The organism is Scytonema sp. PRP1 (assembly GCF_036697665.2).
GTDB classification, from domain to species: domain Bacteria; phylum Cyanobacteriota; class Cyanobacteriia; order Cyanobacteriales; family Nostocaceae; genus Kalymmatonema; species Kalymmatonema gypsitolerans.
On sequence record NZ_JBAHYJ020000133.1, the window covers coordinates 1 to 21,652 of the forward strand.

The 21,652-nt window shown below is 44.0% G+C and carries 13 protein-coding genes, 1 tRNA gene, 1 pseudogene and 1 CRISPR repeat array; of the genes and pseudogenes, 11 read left to right on the forward strand and 4 right to left on the reverse strand.

Translation table 11 applies throughout. The annotated features are described in order from the left end of the window. Positions 1 to 222 precede the first annotated feature (222 nt). The 7 genes and pseudogenes from V5G28_RS35240 (at position 223) to V5G28_RS35270 (ending at position 11,432) form a co-directional block, all read left to right on the forward strand. Positions 223 to 603, forward strand: a complete 381-nt coding sequence (locus V5G28_RS35240) for a DUF6152 family protein (protein WP_332997195.1) — start codon at positions 223 to 225, stop codon at positions 601 to 603. Between the two features lie 102 nt (positions 604 to 705). Further along, the gene (locus tag V5G28_RS35245; RefSeq protein WP_332997197.1) at positions 706 to 1,113 is read left to right on the forward strand and encodes a DUF6152 family protein; all 408 of its coding nucleotides are present in this window, start codon (positions 706 to 708) and stop codon (positions 1,111 to 1,113) included. Beyond that, positions 1,113 to 1,604, forward strand: coding sequence for a DUF6644 family protein (locus V5G28_RS35250; RefSeq protein ID WP_332997199.1), 492 nt, complete (start codon positions 1,113 to 1,115; stop codon positions 1,602 to 1,604). Before V5G28_RS35245 ends, V5G28_RS35250 begins: the two co-directional genes overlap by 1 nt. Positions 1,605 to 1,635: 31 nt before the next feature. Next, a complete protein-coding gene (locus V5G28_RS35255; protein ID WP_332997201.1) occupies positions 1,636 to 2,895 on the forward strand; it encodes a M28 family peptidase in 1,260 nt (419 codons plus the stop codon). 76 nt (positions 2,896 to 2,971) lie between these two features. Beyond that, complete coding sequence (locus V5G28_RS35260) at positions 2,972 to 3,763, forward strand: trypsin-like peptidase domain-containing protein (protein ID WP_332997203.1); 792 nt, start codon at positions 2,972 to 2,974, stop codon at positions 3,761 to 3,763. A 441-nt stretch (positions 3,764 to 4,204) separates the two neighbouring features. Continuing rightward, positions 4,205 to 7,668: direct repeats of the CRISPR family, unit length 37 nt; unit sequence GTTTCAATCCCTAATAGGGATTCGTAGAAATTGTAAC. A gap of 632 nt (positions 7,669 to 8,300) precedes the next feature. After that, positions 8,301 to 9,118, forward strand: a pseudogene (locus V5G28_RS35265) (carbon-nitrogen hydrolase family protein). 463 nt (positions 9,119 to 9,581) lie between these two features. After that, positions 9,582 to 11,432, forward strand: coding sequence for a polysaccharide deacetylase family protein (locus V5G28_RS35270; RefSeq protein WP_332997205.1), 1,851 nt, complete (start codon positions 9,582 to 9,584; stop codon positions 11,430 to 11,432). Positions 11,433 to 11,524: 92 nt separating this feature from the next. On the opposite strand, the gene fba is transcribed toward V5G28_RS35270, so the two are convergent. The 4 genes from fba to pdhA all read right to left on the reverse strand — a co-directional run bounded on the left by fba (position 11,525) and on the right by pdhA (position 15,249). After that, complete coding sequence (gene fba, locus V5G28_RS35275) at positions 11,525 to 12,604, reverse strand: class II fructose-bisphosphate aldolase (protein ID WP_332997207.1); 1,080 nt, start codon at positions 12,602 to 12,604, stop codon at positions 11,525 to 11,527. A gap of 271 nt (positions 12,605 to 12,875) precedes the next feature. Then, a tRNA-Lys gene (locus tag V5G28_RS35280) sits at positions 12,876 to 12,947 on the reverse strand. A gap of 63 nt (positions 12,948 to 13,010) precedes the next feature. Next, positions 13,011 to 13,844 carry an aldose epimerase family protein gene (locus V5G28_RS35285; protein ID WP_332997209.1) on the reverse strand — a complete coding sequence of 278 codons (834 nt, stop codon included), beginning with the start codon at positions 13,842 to 13,844 and terminating at the stop codon, positions 13,011 to 13,013. A gap of 367 nt (positions 13,845 to 14,211) precedes the next feature. After that, positions 14,212 to 15,249 carry a pyruvate dehydrogenase (acetyl-transferring) E1 component subunit alpha gene (gene pdhA, locus V5G28_RS35290; protein ID WP_332997211.1) on the reverse strand — a complete coding sequence of 346 codons (1,038 nt, stop codon included), beginning with the start codon at positions 15,247 to 15,249 and terminating at the stop codon, positions 14,212 to 14,214. 282 nt (positions 15,250 to 15,531) lie between these two features. Between pdhA and V5G28_RS35295 the strand changes: the two genes are divergently transcribed. The 4 genes from V5G28_RS35295 to V5G28_RS35310 all read left to right on the forward strand — a co-directional run bounded on the left by V5G28_RS35295 (position 15,532) and on the right by V5G28_RS35310 (position 21,627). Then, positions 15,532 to 15,951, forward strand: coding sequence for a hypothetical protein (locus tag V5G28_RS35295; RefSeq protein WP_336231549.1), 420 nt, complete (start codon positions 15,532 to 15,534; stop codon positions 15,949 to 15,951). Positions 15,952 to 15,974: 23 nt separating this feature from the next. Beyond that, a complete protein-coding gene (locus V5G28_RS35300; RefSeq protein ID WP_332997215.1) occupies positions 15,975 to 18,323 on the forward strand; it encodes an IMS domain-containing protein in 2,349 nt (782 codons plus the stop codon). Between the two features lie 546 nt (positions 18,324 to 18,869). Further along, positions 18,870 to 19,862 carry an AEC family transporter gene (locus V5G28_RS35305; protein ID WP_332997217.1) on the forward strand — a complete coding sequence of 331 codons (993 nt, stop codon included), beginning with the start codon at positions 18,870 to 18,872 and terminating at the stop codon, positions 19,860 to 19,862. Between the two features lie 493 nt (positions 19,863 to 20,355). Then, entirely contained in the window at positions 20,356 to 21,627 is a 1,272-nt protein-coding gene (locus V5G28_RS35310) for a DUF4912 domain-containing protein (RefSeq protein WP_332997219.1), read from the forward strand. Positions 21,628 to 21,652: the final 25 nt, after the last annotated feature.

A 21,652-nucleotide genomic window follows, 5' to 3' on the forward strand; every position in this document is an offset into this window, starting at 1 on the left:
ATCTTTACCGAGAGGCACTGACATTTTTTTGTCATACTTGTCCATCACACTAAAAAATAACAAGAATATCAAAGGTCTGTCATATCATGTTTGGTTTATCATTCACAATGACCCTAAACCGCACCCCGCCAGTGCATGCTCCCCTCCCTGCAAGCAGGGACAGGTTAGGGGTGGGGTTCTTGTACACACCTAAATCTCTCGAAACTTAGCACCGCCAAACGTATGATTGCACGCTCTAAGTTGTTTTGGGTAGCCATAATTACCGTAGTTGCGAGCCTTGGTTTTCCTGGACAAGTAGCAGCACATCACGGCTATTACACAAACTATGATATGGGAAATCCACGGACAATCACAGGCGTGATTAAAGCAGTCAGATATACGAGTCCCCACATTCGTATACAACTTCAAACAACTGGTCGCTCAAAGCAAGTTTGGAAGATTGATTTGCCATCACCTACCCAGGCACAGTGGCAAGGATTAAGCCAGAGTGTTCTCAAGGTTGGCTCCACTGCAACTGTGGTAGGATGGCCCGCTTACAATCGTTCCAACGAAATGGGAGCGTCGCAAATCACGATTGGTGGAAAGACTGTGCTGGTGAATTGACCAAAACAGTTGTGAGTGCTTAGTAGAGAAGACCAAAAAATTACTGTGACACTTTTTACTCAAAACTCCAGACGAAAACTTAACAAAACCAGGAATGGAATCATGGATAATCAGCAACAAGTAAACAAAACCATGGTTAAAAAAGGATTTATGCATGCTGCGCTAACTGCGGCAACAATTGCGACTTTCCTAGCTTCTGCAACTGAAAATGCGAGCGCCCATCACGGATGGAGTGAGTACAACAACGAACAAACGCTTAACCTTTCTGGGGAAATCCAGAATATCAGTTATGGGAATCCGCACACCACAATAGAAGTGAAAACAGATGATAATAAAGTATGGCAAGCAGTCCTTGCACCACCTGCCCGATTGCAGAGACGTGGGTTACCCCAAAGCGCTTTGCAGGTTGGACAGCAAGTGAGGTTAGTAGGCTACCCTCATCGTACGGATGTTAATGAAATGCGGGCAGAGCGAATTACTATAGGTAAGCAAACAGTAGAACTGCGTTGATGCACATTGCTGATACAACCTGGTGGCTGTGGTTAGAAAACAGTGCCTTGTCCTCACTGATTCGCCAGTGGCTATGGCTTTACCCAATTATTTCAACGACACACATTCTTGGTTTAGCCATTGTCTTTGGCTCAGTTGCTCTGTTCGATTTAAGGTTACTTGGTTTCTCCCGCCACCTGTTGGTAACAGATATGGCAAGATACCTCTTGCCTTGGTCTTTCCTCAGTTTTGTGGTTGTCGTCCTATCAGGTTTTCTCATGTTTGCAGTGGATGCAAGCCAAATAGCAGCAAATCCAGCTTTTCGCCTGAAGCTTTTGCTGTTGTGCGCGGCTGGGGTGAATGCGGCTTTTTTTCATAGAGTGGCTTTTAAATCGGTTAAGTTCTGGAACCGGGGTGTGAGAACTCCAAGGGTGGTTAGAGCGATCGCAGTCATTTCCCTTATGCTTTGGACTGGTGTGATTATTTGTGGTCGCCTGATTGCATACGTTTAAAAACCTGCGATTCATAGCAGTAGGTACAAAGGTGACGAACACGAAATTTCGATCAAATTTTCTATTTAAGACATTAGCAAAATCATGGTTACAAACGGCGCTGGTAGCTGTTTTGGTTGGACTTCCTACAGCTTGCATTGCCCAGCCAAATCGTACTAGAGAAGCTGTTGAGGTTCAAGAGTCCAACCGCACTTTTACAGATGTACAAGCTTTAGTGAATCTTGGTCCGCGAGTCGCTGGGACACCAGTCATGGAAAAGGCAAGCGCTTATCTAATTGAACAGTACCGCAAAGCTGGTTATGTGGCTGAAGTTCAAACTTTTACTTATTCAAAATTTCAAGACTTAGGTTCAAACCTGACTGTTGATAAAGCGACGGTTGAGGGGAAAGCACTCAATGGGACAGTTGCAGGAAAATTGAATGCGCCACTGGTAGCGGTTCCTAATGTCGGACGCAAAGCTGATTTTGCTGCTGTGAATGTTAAGGGAGCGATCGCCATTGTCCGGCGCGGTGAAATTCGTTTTTCTGAAAAAGCGAAAAATGCTGTTGCTGCTGGGGCTGTGGGTTTGGTGATTGTCAACAATCAACAAGGCGATGTGTACGGGACGCTTGGCGAGGAGGTGAAAATTCCTGTACTGGCGCTTTCAGGTCAACAAGGCAATCCCTTAATTCAACGTGCGCAAACTGCCCCCCTAAATGTCAGCTTGAATGTGAATGCGCAACGACGTGTTGTTACTGGGCGTAATATTATAGCACATCTTGCAGGTGTGACTCAACCCAAAATTATTCTAGGTGGGCATTACGACTCAGTACCTGGTTCTCCGGGAGCAAACGATAATGCTTCGGGAACAGCAGTTGTCCTGGCTCTTGCCCGTAATCTATCTAATACACCGACTGCTCGTCAAGCCTGGTTCATCGCCTTTGATGGTGAAGAAGACGGGCTGCACGGTTCGCGGGCTTTTGTCAATAAAGCTGAGTCGCAGTTTCTCTCAGGGCTAAAAGCTATGGTCAATTTCGATATGGTTGGCGTCAACAACCAGTTAGGAATTGGTGGTACGTCATCTTTAACAGCATTTGCGCGAAATATTGACCCTAAAGTGAAAACCTTTGGCTCATCTGGCGGTAGCGACCATGCATCGTTTGCTAACAAAAACGTGCCAGTTCTATTCTTTTACCGAGGCGACGAGCCGAACTACCATACGCCAAATGATAAAAAGGTAGACGCAAAACTGTTAAATGAAACAACTCAGGTAGCGCTGGATCTTATCAAGCGGATTATTAACGCTAGCTAAGGAACCTGGGTGAGAAAAACAGCTTTTGTCTCCAATGATTCTGTGTCAAACCATCCTCATTTATAGGAAATCTAAAATGTCTTTTCTTTTTTCTTTCAAGAAGTCTCTCACGAATTTGTCTTTGGTGTCTTTAGGAGCTGCAACGGCTATGTTGGGCGGACATTTCATGCCCACAAATCCAGTGCTATCTCAGCAACCAATTGCTCAATTACCTTCTGCACCAATTGGCAACACAGATAGTAACTTTGTTTCCTCTGCGGTAGAAAGAACCGGATCTGCTGTCGTGCGGATTGACTCTACACGCACCGTAAGAAATCCATATACCTATGGTAGAAGAGTAGCCAGAGGTACCGGTTCAGGGTTTATCATTAGGTCGAATGGTCTGATTCTGACAAACGCTCACGTTGTTGGTGGAGCAGACACAGTCAGCGTAACTTTGAAAAACGGTCGTAGTTTCACAGGTCGAGTATTAGGACAAGATAGAGCAACGGATCTAGCTGTTGTCCAAATTCAGGCGAATAATCTGCCGGTTGTGAGTCTTGGTAATTCCGATCAGTTGAAACCTGGAGAATGGGCGATCGCGATCGGTAATCCTCTGGGTTTAGACAACACCGTGACAGTAGGTATCATCAGTGCAACAGACCGCACGAGTCGTGCATTAGGTTCCCGAAATCGCGAAGTTGGGTTTATTCAAACCGATGCTGCTATCAACCCTGGGAACTCAGGTGGACCACTCCTGAATCAACGCGGGCAAGTCATCGGTGTGAACACTGCTATTATTCAAGGTGCCCAAGGACTGGGATTTGCAATTCCAATTAACTTGGCACAGCAGGTTGCTAACCAATTAATTGCTCAAGCAGCTGCTTAGGGACTTCCAAATAAAAAATATCCAACCTTTTCTTGTGGGATGGAGAGAAGTCTGAGGGTCGGTCTCCTCCGATTGCGCGGAGCGCAGTGCTATGCAGGGCAATCAGAACTTCGGGATTGGCGTCCGTCTTATAAACTGGGCGGGCTAGAAGCCATACGTGTCAACTTAAGCCAAAACTCTTCTAAAATCTCGTTTCCAGGTCTAAGCAGGAAATGCAGTTTAAGCGGCTCTGCCGCTCTTAAGGCAGAGCCTCCCAATGGTATTCCCAGCCAGAGACTGGGAACAAGGCTGTATTTAAGTGCCTTGGCACATCCTCAATACTTGGATGTAATTCCCTCCTCAAGCCTTCGGCACGGCTTCGCCGAACGGACACGCTACGCGAACGCAAGAATTCAAAATTCAAAATTCAAAAATAATTAATAAATTTTGAATTTCCTGTAAGTTTCAATCCCTAATAGGGATTCGTAGAAATTGTAACTACATTACCCAGCGTTGCATCAGTACAAATCTGCGTTTCAATCCCTAATAGGGATTCGTAGAAATTGTAACATTGTTGTGCGATCGCCAATCAAATCCTTCTGGCGTTTCAATCCCTAATAGGGATTCGTAGAAATTGTAACCAAAAAGGTTGTGAAAAAGGAGTAGAAATTGTAAGTTTCAATCCCTAATAGGGATTCGTAGAAATTGTAACATTTCAGTTAGTCCTCTCGCACGAATAACAAACGCGTTTCAATCCCTAATAGGGATTCGTAGAAATTGTAACCATGCTTTCAGAAGCGAGTATGAAAGCTGCGATTGGTTTCAATCCCTAATAGGGATTCGTAGAAATTGTAACAAAAAGCTTCACCACTTAAAGTATCTTTCCTAAAGTTTCAATCCCTAATAGGGATTCGTAGAAATTGTAACTAAAGATATGCCAGGGTGTTATTTAGTTGGATATGAGTTTCAATCCCTAATAGGGATTCGTAGAAATTGTAACCATCCAATTAGAGTTAACTAAGCAAGAGAAGGAGTTTCAATCCCTAATAGGGATTCGTAGAAATTGTAACCGCGATCGCCTGGCTCAGAGCCTCGAAAGTATCAGGTGTGATGTTTCAATCCCTAATAGGGATTCGTAGAAATTGTAACCTCTCTCTCAAAAATAATACTGAGTTAAAACAAGGTTTCAATCCCTAATAGGGATTCGTAGAAATTGTAACCTCCCTCCAGATGCATCCACTGCTGTGAAAAGGGAACGTTTCAATCCCTAATAGGGATTCGTAGAAATTGTAACATGGTACGCCTATATTTTGCCCTTATCAAACCAGTTTCAATCCCTAATAGGGATTCGTAGAAATTGTAACTCTATGTATGACCCTGGTGCATCTGTAGTACCCTTCTGTTTCAATCCCTAATAGGGATTCGTAGAAATTGTAACATGTTAATCGAGTGTTTGATACGTAGTGATGGATTAGTTTCAATCCCTAATAGGGATTCGTAGAAATTGTAACCTGTTCCCATTCGTTGTGCCGCCGCTTGGAATATTCCCGTTTCAATCCCTAATAGGGATTCGTAGAAATTGTAACGACTTGGCTACTGGTGGAACAAGAGACAAGGTAGTGTTTCAATCCCTAATAGGGATTCGTAGAAATTGTAACCAGGAGCAGCAGCAGGTGCCAGTACAGTCTCTGCAACTAAGGTTTCAATCCCTAATAGGGATTCGTAGAAATTGTAACTTGATCCGGCACATCGCCCCGCCTGGGTAAGTAAGTTTCAATCCCTAATAGGGATTCGTAGAAATTGTAACGCAACAGTTCATCAATTGTCTCTACAGTGAGTTGTTTCAATCCCTAATAGGGATTCGTAGAAATTGTAACAGCCAAAAAAGCAGATTAACCAGCGCAAGAAGTTCGTTTCAATCCCTAATAGGGATTCGTAGAAATTGTAACCTTCTGAGATTTGAGCAGTCTCCCAATTGTCGTGGCGTTTCAATCCCTAATAGGGATTCGTAGAAATTGTAACGACTGCTCTTGTCCAAGTTCCTTCCCCATTAAATGTTTCAATCCCTAATAGGGATTCGTAGAAATTGTAACGCTGAACAAATATTATCAGCAGTGCTTACAACTGGTTTCAATCCCTAATAGGGATTCGTAGAAATTGTAACCTTCAGGAACTTCTTGCAGTCCAGGTTGATACGTGTTTCAATCCCTAATAGGGATTCGTAGAAATTGTAACCATCGCCCTTGTTGAGGCAAGCTTGAATAAAGCAAAGTTTCAATCCCTAATAGGGATTCGTAGAAATTGTAACGCAATCGACTGAATCAGAGGTGGCGCGTCAAATTAGAGTTTCAATCCCTAATAGGGATTCGTAGAAATTGTAACGAAAAAACGTCAAATCCATTAACGGTAGATTATTTCAGTTTCAATCCCTAATAGGGATTCGTAGAAATTGTAACAAGCCTCAATTGTAATCCTCCAATCGAAATCAAAGTTTCAATCCCTAATAGGGATTCGTAGAAATTGTAACACCCGATCCGGTAACAGGGTTGCCGCTAACTGCAAATTCATTGTTTCAATCCCTAATAGGGATTCGTAGAAATTGTAACGCAAGGAACTCGCTTGCTCATGGATCTACATTCTATAGTTTCAATCCCTAATAGGGATTCGTAGAAATTGTAACGGCTTATTTCGTATCTTCTCAGCAAGGATTTAGTGTTTCAATCCCTAATAGGGATTCGTAGAAATTGTAACTTCTACAACCTTTGTGCTTACGCTAGAGCCGAAGTTTTGGTTTCAATCCCTAATAGGGATTCGTAGAAATTGTAACAACAGACATTACCATAAAGATTTCCTTGTAAATGTTTCAATCCCTAATAGGGATTCGTAGAAATTGTAACCTTTCTTGTTCGGGTCATTCAAGAATGGACCAAGAGGTTTCAATCCCTAATAGGGATTCGTAGAAATTGTAACATTATCATCTTGTGAAAAAGCTAAAAAACTGGTTAAGTTTCAATCCCTAATAGGGATTCGTAGAAATTGTAACTTTCAACAACCGTGCCGTTTTTGAGGTACTTTCTGTTTCAATCCCTAATAGGGATTCGTAGAAATTGTAACAAGCGATCGCATACCATATACAGCAGATCTTACATGTTTCAATCCCTAATAGGGATTCGTAGAAATTGTAACAGTACTCAGACGCCCTAGGTCTGGTAAGTTTATCGTTTCAATCCCTAATAGGGATTCGTAGAAATTGTAACCTCCATCCAATATTCGTGAGCGATTTCGGGAGGAATACCGTTTCAATCCCTAATAGGGATTCGTAGAAATTGTAACATAAAATTAGCTATATCTTGCCACATACGTTTATAAGCTTGGTTTCAATCCCTAATAGGGATTCGTAGAAATTGTAACGTCATCAAAAAGTTAGCTTGAGGCTCAGACAAATACGCAAAGTTTCAATCCCTAATAGGGATTCGTAGAAATTGTAACCAAGTAGCAGGTAATCAAGCAGTAGAAGAAAAGAGTTTCAATCCCTAATAGGGATTCGTAGAAATTGTAACAATATCTTTTCAACTCCTTCTAAATGTATTTTCAGTTTCAATCCCTAATAGGGATTCGTAGAAATTGTAACAGTTATGCTGATCGAAAAGGCAAATATCAAAATCGTTTCAATCCCTAATAGGGATTCGTAGAAATTGTAACATCTAACCCCTGGTACTATATTAAGGACTCAAGTAAGATTGGTTTCAATCCCTAATAGGGATTCGTAGAAATTGTAACAATTAAAAGCAGGTCAACTTTTTATTAGCCCCTCGTTTCAATCCCTAATAGGGATTCGTAGAAATTGTAACATCTGTCTTACATGGACAAGCTAGAACAGTCAATCCAGGTTTCAATCCCTAATAGGGATTCGTAGAAATTGTAACCGCTGGCATATGAAAGGCTTACTATATTCAGTTTTCTAGGTTCAGTTGCGCGAATCGGTAAAAGCATACCGTTTTCGGACACAGGTTCAAAATATTCTGTTTTATCATACAAGCAAAAACCTTTATTTGGCAAGCTTTTGAGAGATTGCGCGGATGGTAAATTGGTTATGAACTCTTCAAAGCCTTGTGTCATGGGTTGTTCAGCCATTTTTTGACTTCCGTTTAAAAAAACACCCACCCTTCCGCGCAGCAGATATCTTTAGTCGGGTTGCTTTTACCTGTCATAACAGCCATTCTAAAGTGTTTTTTCTTAAATTGAAGGCAACCAGCTTCTCAGCCGCCAGATATTTTGGTAATGTACAGTTCATCTAAAACTTAGCTTTGTTGACTGCTTTACTCCTAAACCAGGGTATAAGTCTAGCGTTGCTTAGACCAGAAAAATCTGGAATTTCACGGTGCAGCATATAACCTCTCAAATGTACAGTTGGACTAAATGATTTAACCAGCTCGGTTGCTTTGTCGATTGTTAACATTCCATCACACAAGACTTGTTGAGGACAAGTTAACTTTTCTTAGTGTGGTAGCTTAACTGTTTTCAACCTCACACAACTTTATTATTCATTGTTGAATTTATGAAATCTTATCTAGCCGCCGCTATTCAAATGACGAGTGTGTCCAATTTACAAAAAAACTTGGCACAAGCAGAGGAATTCATCGATTTAGCCGTGCGTCAGGGTGCTGAATTAATTGGTTTGCCAGAAAACTTCTCTTTCATGGGAGAAGAAAATGAAAAACTCGCTCAAGCTTCGGCGATCGCCACCGAAACAGAAAAATTTCTCAAAACGATGGCGCAGCGTTTTCAAATCACCATCTTAGGTGGTGGCTTTCCAGTTCCTGTAGACCATACCAGCAATAGAGTCTACAATACTGCTTTACTTATCGACCCTAGTGGTCAAGAACTCGCGCGTTACCAAAAGGTACACCTGTTTGACGTAAACGTCCCAGACGGCAACACCTATCGAGAATCTACTACAGTCATGGCTGGCACACAATTGCCGCCTGTCCACTTCTCGCAAGAACTGGGTAATATAGGGCTATCAGTTTGCTATGATGTTCGCTTTCCTGAACTCTACCGACACATAGCTTACAAAGGCGGAGATGTCATATTTGTGCCGCTGCGTTTACTGCCTTCACAGGCAAAGACCATTGGCAAGTCCTCCTGCAAGCGCGTGCCATTGAAAATACCTGCTATATTATTGCTCCAGCACAAACTGGAATCAACTACGCTCGTCGCCAAACTCATGGACACGCCATGATTATAGACCCCTGGGGAGCGATTTTAGCCGATGCTGGTGAGCAGCCGGGAGTAGCGATCGCCGAAATTAACCCTTCAAGGCTAGAACAAGTCCGCCGTCAAATGCCTAGCCTACAACACCGTGTCTTCGTGTAATTTTGCCCAATTTTTTTTCGTTTCCTACTTCCCCTCCCTGCTTGCGGGGAGGGGCTAGGGGTGGGGTTTTTTCGTTTCCTACTTCCCCTCCCTGCTTGCGGGGAGGGGCTAGGGGTGGGGTTTTTGCGTTTCCTACTTCCCCTCCCTGCTTGCGGGGAGGGGCTAGGGGTGGGGTACTTTTAGGCAATAAAGAGTCAATCAAACAAAAAAACAAAGGAACTTAAGTGGTATCAAGCTCAGTCTAACCAACAGAAACGCCTAAATTTGCTGAGCTTGAGTATGTAACAAATATCAACTTCCTGTAAAATTGCCGATGTAAAGCTTAAGCCATCCTTATAGTTTTATTAACTTTTATTTATACTTTTGCCTCTTCTCCTTATAACGAATAGGGAATAAAGTGTAAGCGTCACTCTAAGTGGAGTCAATGCACCATCACAGAGCGCAAGCGTTCTGGAAGTTAAGTATGAAGCTAATTCTTAATAATCGTATCCTGAATTACATATTTTTTAATTTCCCTACCCGAAGCATATTTCATGCCCTTATTTGTGGATTGTTTACTATCTCAGTATTGTTGCCGCAACTGGCTGTTGCTCGTCGTTCACGTCCAAGACATACTCAGCCTAAATATACTGAGCCTAAAAGCACTCCCACAACAACCACTCAAGCTTGCAGCAATAATGTAGGGCTAAATAACCAAGTTTCCGAGTTGGCTAGCAATTTTGTTTTGGCATCCACTTGGGTCAGTAAGCCTAATTGGGGACTAGAAAACATTGTGGAAGCCGTCGGCCCGTACGTCTATGCCTTCCTGAATCGTAGTACTTGGCCCAACATTAATGAACGGGCGAAGCAGGCAAGAGTACCCATTCTCATGTATCACGACATCTTACCAAAAAAAGAAGTCTTCTTTGATGTTACCCCAGAAGAATTAGAAGAGCATTTTCAGACCCTAAAAGAGAATGGCATGACTCCCATCAGTCTTGACCAGCTGACGACTCATTTACAAACTGGAATGCCACTTCCAGAAAAACCTGTTCTGTTGACATTTGATGACGGTTACGGGGGGCATTATGAGTATGTTTATCCATTGCTCAAAAAATATAATTACCCTGCCGTATTTTCTATTTACACTAAAGGTGTCGGCAACAACGCTGGTCGAACTCATGTGAGTTGGGAACAAGTCAAAGAGATGGCAGCTGACCCCTTGGTAACAATTGCATCTCATACCGTTAGTCACCCGGCAGATTTAACAGTTTTGCCACCAGAACAAATCCAAAAAGAAGTTGTTGAGTCTAAGGCAACTTTGGAGGCAAACTTAGGCATTCCCATTCGCTACTTCACCTATCCTGCTGGAAAATATGATGTGCAAGTTGCAAATATGGTGCAAGCAGCAGGGTATGAGTTAGCACTCACCATGAATGATGTAGATGAGCGATTTGCAGGTGCATCAGAAAGTTTATTGGCAGTTTCCCGGTTTGGTCAATCCAGAATAAAAAACGTAATCACCCAAGCCTGGGGAGGTCCTCAATTACCAAGCTGGAAAATAGGCTTTAACTTTGCAAGTCCAGTTCAAAGAACTGACATCACGATTGACAAAATTCCTCTCATCCTAGTTTCAGGTGGCAAACCGATAACCATCCACGCAGATAGCCGTTATACAGTTAAGGAGATTTTAGCTAAAAGTAACACCAATGCTGTGGCTGCTGTGGACGGGGGTTTCTTCTCCATGAAATTTTTAAATTCCAATGTGATGATTGGACCAGTGTATAGCCAGGTGACAAAACAATTCATTCCTGGCAACAATTGGGACATCCAGAAAATTGCTACACGTCCATTGGTACTGATTAGCCCTCATGAAGTACGCTTCATTCCCTTCGACCCACTCAAACACAACACTTTAGAAGGAATACAAGCTGAAATGCCCGAAGTCACTGATGCTTTTGTGGCGGCGGCGTGGTTAGTCAAAGATGGTCAACCCCAGGAAGCAAGTACTTTTAACAAGCTATTTGACTTTGATGCTGCACGTTATCGGGCTTTTTGGGGTATTAACCAAAATAAACAAGCCACTATCGGTGTTTCTCTGGAATCTGTTGACTCCATATCTTTGGGAGCAGCACTAGTTAAGGCTGGGTTACAGGATGTCGTTATGGTTGATTCGGGTCAAAGTACTTCCTTGGTTTACCAAGGAGAATCTCTCGTACGTTACGAACCTCGCCCTGTCCCGCATGCAGTTGCCCTTTTAGCACCTGGTGGGTTAATGACGAACACCCCTTCGTGCGTTTTAGTGCAAGATAAAACAAAAAACCGGGGAACTTAAGTACCACCCGGTTGTGTCTACGCAAAGAGAATCCTCAGTGATTTAGGGACACCGCTCATTATGTAGTGTCCCTATTTACTTATTCTCAGAACCTAGACGGTCGCAGCTTTCTTTGTGACTGCGTTAAGTTCGCCCTTAGCATACTTAGCAGCAAAGTCTTCGAGTGAAATCTGCTTAATCTTGCTAGCATTGCCAGCGGTGCCAAACTGCTGATAGCGCTCAACACAAACCTTCTGCATATACTTGATAGAAGGCTTGAGGAAGTGACGGGGGTCAAATTCCTTGGGATTTGCTGCCAAAGCTTCACGTACAGCAGCGGTAATAGCCAAACGGTTGTCGGTGTCAATATTCACCTTACGCACACCGCTCTTGATACCTTTTTGGATTTCTTCCACAGGTACCCCATAAGTTTCAGGAATGGCACCACCATACTGGTTGATTAGCGCAAGCAAATCTTCGGGTACAGAGGAGGAACCGTGCATTACCAAGTGGGTATTGGGCAAACGGCGGTGAATTTCTTCAATACGGCTGATTGCCAAAATTTCCCCAGTGGGCTTGCGGGTAAACTTGTAAGCACCGTGGCTGGTACCAATAGCTACCGCCAAAGCATCTACCTGAGTTTGCTCCACAAAGTCAACTGCTTGATCTGGGTCAGTCAAAAGTTGGTCGTGGGAAAGAACGCCTTCCGCACCGTGACCATCTTCAGCTTCACCCGTACCAGTTTCCAAAGAACCCAAGCAACCGAGTTCGCCTTCAACGCTGACGCCCAACGAGTGAGCCACTTTCACCACTTCGCGGGTAGTGTTAACGTTGTACTCGTAGCTAGCGGGGGTCTTGGCATCGGCTTCTAGCGAACCATCCATCATTACGCTAGTAAAGCCGTTTTTAATCGCTGAGTAGCAGGTAGCAGGTTCATTGCCATGATCTTGGTGCATGGTAATGGGAATATGAGGGTAGGTTTCTACCGCTGCCAAAATCAGGTGGCGGAGGAAGTTTTCACCAGCATACTTACGAGCACCACGAGAAGCTTGCAAAATCACGGGGCTATCTGTTTCGTGGGCAGCCAGCATAATAGCTTGAATCTGCTCCAAGTTGTTAACGTTGAAAGCTGGTATGCCGTAACCGTTCTCTGCTGCATGATCCAACAGCAGCCGCAAAGGTACGAGCGCCATAGATAGTCCTCCTAATAGGGTTGTCAGCTAGTGGGTGAGACAAGCGTACGTAATGTATACGCTATTCTTAATAGTATTTTAAGCTTATAGGAAATTATAACTAGTGATGGGTACCTTATGTTGAAAAACTTTAACCAAAGTAGGGTGCACATTGCCCACATCACTCTACCATTTCGATGACTTACTTTTGTACCTTGAGTTACAAGGGACAAATAAACTGGTTGTCGAACTCACAACTTGGAATCTTTATGAACCACTAATTATTTTTTTATGGGTCGCCCGGGATTCGAACCCGGAACTAATCGGTTAAAAGCCGAGTACTCTACCGTTGAGTTAGCGACCCGTTCTCGTCATTCGCAATGACTAACCTATCATAGCATAACCTGACCGAGATTTGTAAAGGGGTTTAGAAAAAATTTGCCGTCAGGCGTACAGTTGCCGTATGACTGGCTTGCGGCTTTAACACAGTCAAATGTTCACCTGTGTTTATAGCATTGCGAGGAGCGCTCCAAGGTTCCAGGCAGTAATAGTCTTTGCCTTTAACAGTCCAAAAGACCAGAGTGGAATATGTATCGTCATATTCCAGCGTCAATTTCAGTTTGCGAGCATGATCTGTGACTGTAGCTGATTGACTGCTGAGCTGCTTAAAGGCTACATCAATTTCATCACGGTTAAAATCAAAATCCCCGTTAAATGAGTGAGTTTCCTTGGTCATTTGGTCTTGGTACTCCTGTGAGGGAATTTCAAACTTTAGCTGAGTTTTATCCACTGTGAGAAAGTAAGGATGAAATCCTGTAGAAAAAGGCATTGGTTCAGTGGAAAGATTCGTATACTGCTGCTTAATTTCTAATGTATTGCCGTCTATTTGATAAGTAAAAGCGAGCTGAAAGTCAAAAGGATAAACTGCGCGTGTTTGCTCGTTGCTGCTGAGAGTTATGGTGAGACTATCCTTATCTTGAGTCACTTGGTTAGTGACTTCCCAAGGCAAATCACGAGCAAAGCCATGTTGTTTGAGAGTGTATTGCTTGCCGTTGAGGGTGTAAGTATTATCAGGTAAGTTCCCGCAGATGGGAAACAAAATTGGAATTCCACCCCTGACACTTAATTGAGGATTAGCAAAGCGTTCCTCGTCCAGGTAAAGAACTTCTTGATTTTGTACGCGCCAGCTAGTGATGATACCACCTCTTTCTGGTACGACCTCCAGCCGGGACTCATTTGTTTGGATATAGTGTTTACTCATTCAACCTCTTGCACAAGCTAATAATTATGACGGTTTGCAATTGGGTAAGATACACAAAGAAATAATGAACCACAGATGGACACAGATGGACACAGATAATAATTACTTCATTCAATCGAATTGCGCTATATCTGTTTTCATCTGTATTTATCTGCTACAGGGTGCGGTTTCATATCCACTCGATCTTAGGCTTTTACAAGAAGTCCCAGTTAAAAGACGCGCTATGGCGAGCCAGCGCTGCAGGAGGGCTTTGCGGCTCGACTGAGTTTCGCCGAACGTCCGTGAGCGCTCAGCGGCTCGAGTGAGCCTTCGCCGAACTCCGAACGATCTCCCGAACTCACAGCGACTGGTTCGCCAGTTCCCTACATTATTCGTCTTCCGCAAACACAAAGCGATACAACTCGCTAGGATCTGGTTCTGGGCTACTTTCAGCGAATTTCACGGCTTCGTCGATGAGTTGCTGTATCTTACGGTCAACTGCTTTAAGTTCTTCATGCGAAGCCAAGTTTTGCTCGACCATATAAGCAGCCAATTTCTTAATTGGATCACGAGCAAACCAAAACTCTTTCTCAGCCTTGCTTCGCAACTCGTCTGGATCAGCCAGAGAGTGACCCCGAAAGCGATATGTCAATGCTTCAATTAAGGTGGGTCCTTCTCCTGCACGGGCGCGGGCTACGGCTTCCTGTGCTACTGCTCGCACCGCCAGGATATCCATACCATCGACTTCCACACCCACCATGTTAAAGGCATTAGCTTTCTTGTAAATCTCTGGTTGGGAAGTGGCGCGTTCGTGAGCCATGCCGATCGCCCACTTATTATTTTCTACTACAAAAAGTATTGGCAGTTTCCACAACGCCGCCATATTGAGCGTCTCGAAAAACTGACCGTTATTAGCAGCACCATCGCCAAAAAAGCAAGCGCTGACTTGGTCGGCGTTTGGATCACCTAACACTTCCCGGCGGTACTTCGTCTGAAAAGCCGCCCCAGCAGCAACAGGAATTCCCTCAGCCACAAAAGCATAACCGCCTAGTAGCCGATGTTCTTTAGAGAACATATGCATCGAACCACCACGTCCTTTGCTGCACCCTGTGGCTTTGCCAAATAACTCTGCCACGACTTCTTTTGCCGGGACTCCTGCACTTAGAGCATGAACGTGGTCGCGGTAAGTGCTGCACACAAAATCTTCACCCGGTCGCATCGCGCCTTTGATCACACCGCTGGAAACCGCTTCCTGACCGTTGTACAAGTGGACAAAACCAAACATTTTGCCTCTGTAGTACATTTCGGCACACTTATCTTCAAAGGTGCGCCCTAGTACCATGTCCTCGTACAACAGCAACCCTTCTTCTTTCGTTATCTGTACGGTAGCCGCATCAAATTTGGGTAATGTGCGTTCTTGAACCATTATTTTGTGAGTGTTCCTGTCGTAAAACTTAAAGTTATGATTTGAGATAAGTAGCGCTCGCTCAGCGTAAGCTTTTAAAAAGATAGCGTTTAAAGGAGTCAATAATCAAACTTGATTCACTGCTGTGGTTCATCTCGTTCTACAGCAATGCGTAGTATGGCAACCTTGATTTCTAGATTACCAACCAAAATAGCAAGTTTTCTGCATATTTATTAACAATTTAGAAAAATGGTCGCGAAAGTAAGTATTTCTCTGTAGATTCTTGTAATGAAAGAATAACTTATGATATACTTTGGTTCGCTCTCTAGTAGCAAACCTATAAAACTAAAACAGTGCTTCTCTGACCGTATGCCGAAGAAAGTGGTTCTCAACCACCTCCCGGAATGGTCAAGCCAAACATTTAGGACAGAAAGTAAAAATATATTCTTGCAAGCACAGTATTATTATTTATGTTGCTATTTAAAATCCTATGGTGAGTTTCTGCTGTATCAAGCAAGTTGCAGTATTGTACCAGAAATAATAAAAAGATTATTAAAAAGTTTAGAGACTTCTCAGCTAAGGGAAAAGACTAGTACCATAGCAAGATTAGATTTTTGGAAAAATACGAGTAAAGTTGTTGCAAAACACACTTGTGGTGTGGGGTCAACATGTTATTATGGCACTTTTTTACAGGGCTGGAATACTCTAGGAGAATTATGTTGATCGCGCTGCAGGGGACGTGAGCCGTGCGCATTCCGCTAGATTACTACAGAATTTTAGGGACACCGATGGCGGCAAGTGAGGAACAGTTGCGGCAGGCATATGGCGATCGCATCGTACAATTGCCGCGCCGTGAGTATTCCCAAGCAGCAATTACATCTCGAAGAAACCTCATAGAAGAAGCTTACCTTGTTCTTTGTGACCCAAAAGAACGCAAAAGGTACGATCAGCTTTATCTTGCTCATGCCTATGGTTCTGACAGCACTCAAGGTGGCGCTGTCGCTGTTGAAAGCCGCGAACAAGGCAAGCTTGGTCGTATTGATTCTCAATCTCTAAGTATCGAAATTTCTCAAAATGAATTAGTTGGTGCTTTGTTGATTTTGCAAGAACTTGGGGAATATGAGCTTGTCCTACAACTGGGTCGTCCATACCTGGTTAATAAAAACCTTACAACAGGGAGTTTCCAAGGAGATACACAGGAGATTTCGGAAATTCCTTCTCCTGCTGCTGAACGTCCAGACGTTGTGCTTACGGTTTCCCTTGCTTGTTTGGAACTAGGGCGCGAGCAATGGCAGCAAAGTCACTACGAAAATGCTGCAATTTCCCTGGAAACGGGAGAGGAACTTCTAGCTCGCGTTGGGTTATTCCCCAGCGTTCGAGCAGAAATTCAGTCTGACTTGTATAGATTGCGACCATATCGGATTTTGGAATTACTCGCACTCCCGGAAGAACAGACGAGTGAACGAAAACAAGGGTTGCAATTATTGCATGATATTTTAGATGAGCGCGGTGGGATTGATGGGAGTGGAAACGACAAATCTGGTCTGAGTATAGATGATTTTCTACGATTTATTCAGCAACTGCGCAACTACCTAACAGTCACAGAGCAGCACAAACTATTTGAAGGTGAAAGCAGGCGTCCCTCAGCAGTCGCGACTTATTTAGCCGTTTATGCTTCAATCGCACGGGGGTTCACTCAACGCCAACCCGCATTAATTCGTCAGGCAAAGCAAATGCTGATCCGTCTGGGGAGACGTCAAGATGTCCATCTAGAACAGTCGCTATGTGCGCTTTTGCTCGGGCAAACAGAAGAAGCAAGCCGTGCTTTAGAACTTTCACAAGAGTACGAGGCTCTAGCTTTTATTCGGGAAAATTCTCAAGACTCTCCCGACCTGTTACCAGGGCTGTGTTTATACGGAGAACGCTGGTTGCAAAACGAAGTGTTTCCCAACTTTCGAGATTTAGTAGACCAGCCAGCTTCCCTGAAAGATTATTTTGCCGACCAACAGGTGCAAGCTTATTTAGAAGCTCTACCCACACAAACACAAACCACAAATGAAGCGACGGTCATGAACCGCCAGTCTTCCCAAACGCAAACCACTCGTCGGAGTCGCCGCAACAATTTTCAAGTGGTTGAGGGACAATTACCAACTCAAAAAACTCCCAACTCAGAAATACCAGCCACATCAACCCCGAAAAACCCTGACTCTTCAAACTTTTCCTCGCAGGGTGATACGACATCACCCTCTGCTTCGGGTACTTGGTGGAGTGCAAATGCAGAAACACCAGTAGCACCAATTCCCAACACAAACCCCACATCTCGAGCAACTTACCACAATTTGAATGGTCGGTCCAAACCGGAGACAGCGCAGAGTCAAGGGCAAACCCAAAGGAGGCGCAAACGCAGTCGTGCCACTTCAGGAGGTGGTTCAGATAACCGTCATGGGTCTACTCATCGTCGGCAACTTTTTGCCCGTATTTCTCCAGCGCAAATGCGGTTTTTGGGGATAATGTTTGCTTGTTTGGGGAGTCTGTTGGTGTTGTGGTTGTTGATGGCAGCAACTCTGGGATTGTTCAAACATCTGTTTTACCCTGGACCCTCCTTGCAAGGCGAGCAGTTATCAGTCGAGTTGAATCAACCCCTAGTCCCTATTCCCGACCAAAATAGCAAACTACAATTACCTGCTGGACCTCTGAATGAAACCACAGCCGCAGAAATGGTTCAAGCTTGGCTAGATACCAAAGCTGCAGCTTTCGGACCTAACCATGAGATTGATAGTTTGGGGAATATTTTAGTCGGTTCATCCTTGACAAGATGGCGGGGATGGGCACAACAGGAAAAATTAGCTAACCGCTATCGGAAATACGAGCATAGCGTGAAAGTAGAATCTTTGGAGAAAAATAATGCTGACCCAAATCACGCTGCGGTAGAAGCTTCGGTGACTGAAATCACACAGTATTATGAGAATGGTCAGATGAAAAAACCAGAACCTGAGAAGGACAAGGTGCTAGTTAGGTATGGATTGGTTCGTGTAGATGGTGTGTGGCGTATTCGGGATATGTCAGTTCTTAACAAAATAAGTATGATTTTTTAGATAAAAAATTAATCATAAATGAGATAAAAAAGTTTAGATGGCAAAATGTCAAGACTTTTTATCCCAAAGAAAGCTAGCTGAGATCAAGCCTAGAGTTGCAACAGTGAGCAGGCGAAGCCTCCAAACCCTCGTTACCAGGTTCAAAGAGGTAACGAGATATTAGAGCCTCTGGCTTTTGTTAGGTGCAAGATTTGAGCTGCGCCTTAGCGCATAGAGATAAGAGTTTCAGAGAGTTCTTGCGTAAGTCCTATTCTATCTGAGCTTCGTTTAGGATTATTAGACCTCCTATGAAAATAAGGCAGAGGGCAGAAGGAAGAATCATTTTCATCCTTTCTTGTGTACGAAGTACATGGAGTAAGATTGCATCTGTTTGATTCGATCTGTGTCCATCTGTGTCCATCTGTGGTTAATTATTCTTTTTTTTGGAATGAATGCAAGAAGTCTATTCTCTAGTCAAGTCAAGTCAAGAAGATAACTTTAAAATTTTTATTTTTTAATTTTTAATTTGTATAAGGCTCATCCCAGTCGCTGGAATACGTTTTATTCATGACAGAAACTCTGTTTCATGCCTATGCGCCCCTGATTCTCTGGACGAGTCTGGGGCTATTCATATTTAAGTTCCTACCTCAGTGGTTTCCACGAATTTTAGGTCGTGGTCTTTACTGGTTCGGGGTGCCACTAGAGCTTTTGGCGTTAGCAAGACAAGGTCAATTAGAGGAATTTGGGGGCGGAGCCAGTTTACCTTTACTAGCACCAATAATCACTTTGGGAGCGCTGATAGTTGGTTTGGTAATCGCGTCACTCATTTTGTGGGGATGGAAACTGTTACTATCCCACAAGTTAAAGCCATACTGGGCTAAATTACTTCCCCCTGATTTGGTTGATTCTTCGTTTCAAGGTAGCTTTTTGCTTTCTGCTGTTTTGGGTAACACAGGTTTCGTCGGGTTGGCGATCGCCCCTGTTTTAATTCACTCAGATGCTCTCAACTGGGCTGTCCTTTACAGTATTACCCACAATGTTATCGGCACCTATGGCTTTGGAGTTGTGATTGCCAGCTACTTCAATCATTCGCAATCCGAAAATCGCTGGTGGATACAAGTGCGTGATGTTCTGAGTGTACCTCCTCTATGGGCATTTCTCTTCGGCTATCTCACTCGCTCTGTACAACTACCAGAAGTCATTGAGTCAGGACTCCAAGGTTCTGTAAACATCGTCATCGCCTGCGCCTTTTTACTGACTGGTATTCGCTTAGCACAGCTTCAGGGATGGAAGAGTTTGAAACTTGCCTTGGTTCCCGCTTTCCTGAGGGTTTTTATTACACCCCTACTCGTTGGTCTAGCAACAACTTTATTTTTTGGATTATCAGGTTCACCACGTTTGGCAATGGTCTTAATGTCTGGTGTACCCACGGCTTTTGCTGGTCTGATTTTGGCAGAAGAGTACAACCTCGACCGCGATTTAATCGCCAGCAGTATTATCATCTCCACACTCTTGTTACTCCTCATACTTCCTTTGTGGATTTTGATTTTCGGATCATGAGTTATTACGGGTAAGGGAAATTTGTTATTCACAATTTTTCCCCTACACCGATACGAGAAGCCATTGCGCCCCTAGATCCCCACGATCTGCTTTTTGTCAAGATACCTTGACAATATCATGAGATCGCAGATGCCGGGCTGGCTTGTAAAGAGCTACAATGTCATAGAATCATCACTTAGTGATCCCCAAAGGGCTAATAAATTCGTCAAAAGCTGAAAAGAGCGTCTCTTGACCCCTTGATCCCAGTGGAGGATTAGTGCTTAATATTTATTAACAAAAGGCTCCTGCGCTCCCCTATCAAAAATGCTGATTTTGGCATTATGTGGGAATTCAAAGGGAGTCACCGCAATTTAAAAAGACACTAAAAAACATAAACAACTGGGCAAAACCAGGAGTCAGGAATAAGAAGTTTATCTGGGCTTGATGGCTATATATCAGCCACTTATTAACCAGGGGACATCACCAACCTTTCAAACTACTGGAGGCCAAATTCATGGCAAAAGAACGCCCACCGCTAGAAGAGATGACATTGCGGCAACTACGTAAAGTTGCTAGCGAATATAGCATCTCTCGTTATAGCCGAATGCGTAAATCGCAGCTGCTGGCATCTATTCAAGAAGCTCAGCGCAGCAAAGTTTCTCTCAGCCAATCTCGTTCATTGGAGGCACAGGAAACCGTGGAAGCAGCAAAATTTGAGTTGGGTCAAGTAGACCGTACTGGTGGAACTCTGGCTGATGTTGATGAAGGACTAGCGGATCTGCCTGCAGGCTATGGAGAAAGTCGTATTGTTCTATTGCCCCGTGATCCACAGTGGGCTTATACCTACTGGGATGTGTCCAACGAACACAAAGAAGAACTGCGGCGACAAGGGGGACAACAGCTGGCATTGCGTATTTATGATGTCACCGACATCAACTTGGAATACCAAAGCCCCCACAGCATTCAGGAATATCCGAGTGATGAACTCGCACGCGAATGGTATCTACCAGTTCCAGTGAGCGATCGCGATTATGTCATCGACATCGGTTACCGTTGCGCTGATGGTCGCTGGTTAGTACTGGCTCGTTCTGCACCCGTCCACGTTCCTCCTGTGTATCCTTCCGATTGGATTGAAGACGTCTTCATCACAGTGAACTTTGAAGAAGATTTGCAAGGCAAAACCTTCTATGAACTGGTTCCGCCCACCAAGAAGGTGGCATCCGCTGCTACTAGCAACGCCAACGGCAACGGCAACGGTAACGCCACCGGCAACGCCATTTATGACCAAATCTTTGGCTTGGCTGAGTCTGCCGAAGCACAAAGAGTTGCTGGTTCTCTGTTTGGTTCGATGCAACAGGTTCCTAGTTCTGTCACTCCAGAACAAGCTATCAGTTCCTACGTCTTCCCCTCTGGCGTAGGTATGTGGGCAGTTCCAACCGTGTCCGGTTTAACCGCGTCCGGTGTGGGTATGTCCGGTGCTGGCTTCTCTGGCGACGTACCGATGCGTCCGCGTAAGTTCTGGTTAATTGCTGATGCTGAGTTGATTGTTTACGGTGCAACCGAACCCGATGCAACCGTAACAATTGGCGGTCGTCCCATTAAGCTGAATCCAGATGGTACCTTCCGCTTCCAGATGTCCTTCCAGGATGGTTTGATTGACTATCCGATTTTGGCTGTTGCTGCTGATGGTGAACAAACACGGTCAATTCACATGAAGTTTAATCGTGAGACACCATCTCGCAATACAAATACCAAAGAAGAAGCTGTTTTAGAATGGCTCTCTTAATTTTGGGTTTTTGATTAATTACAAT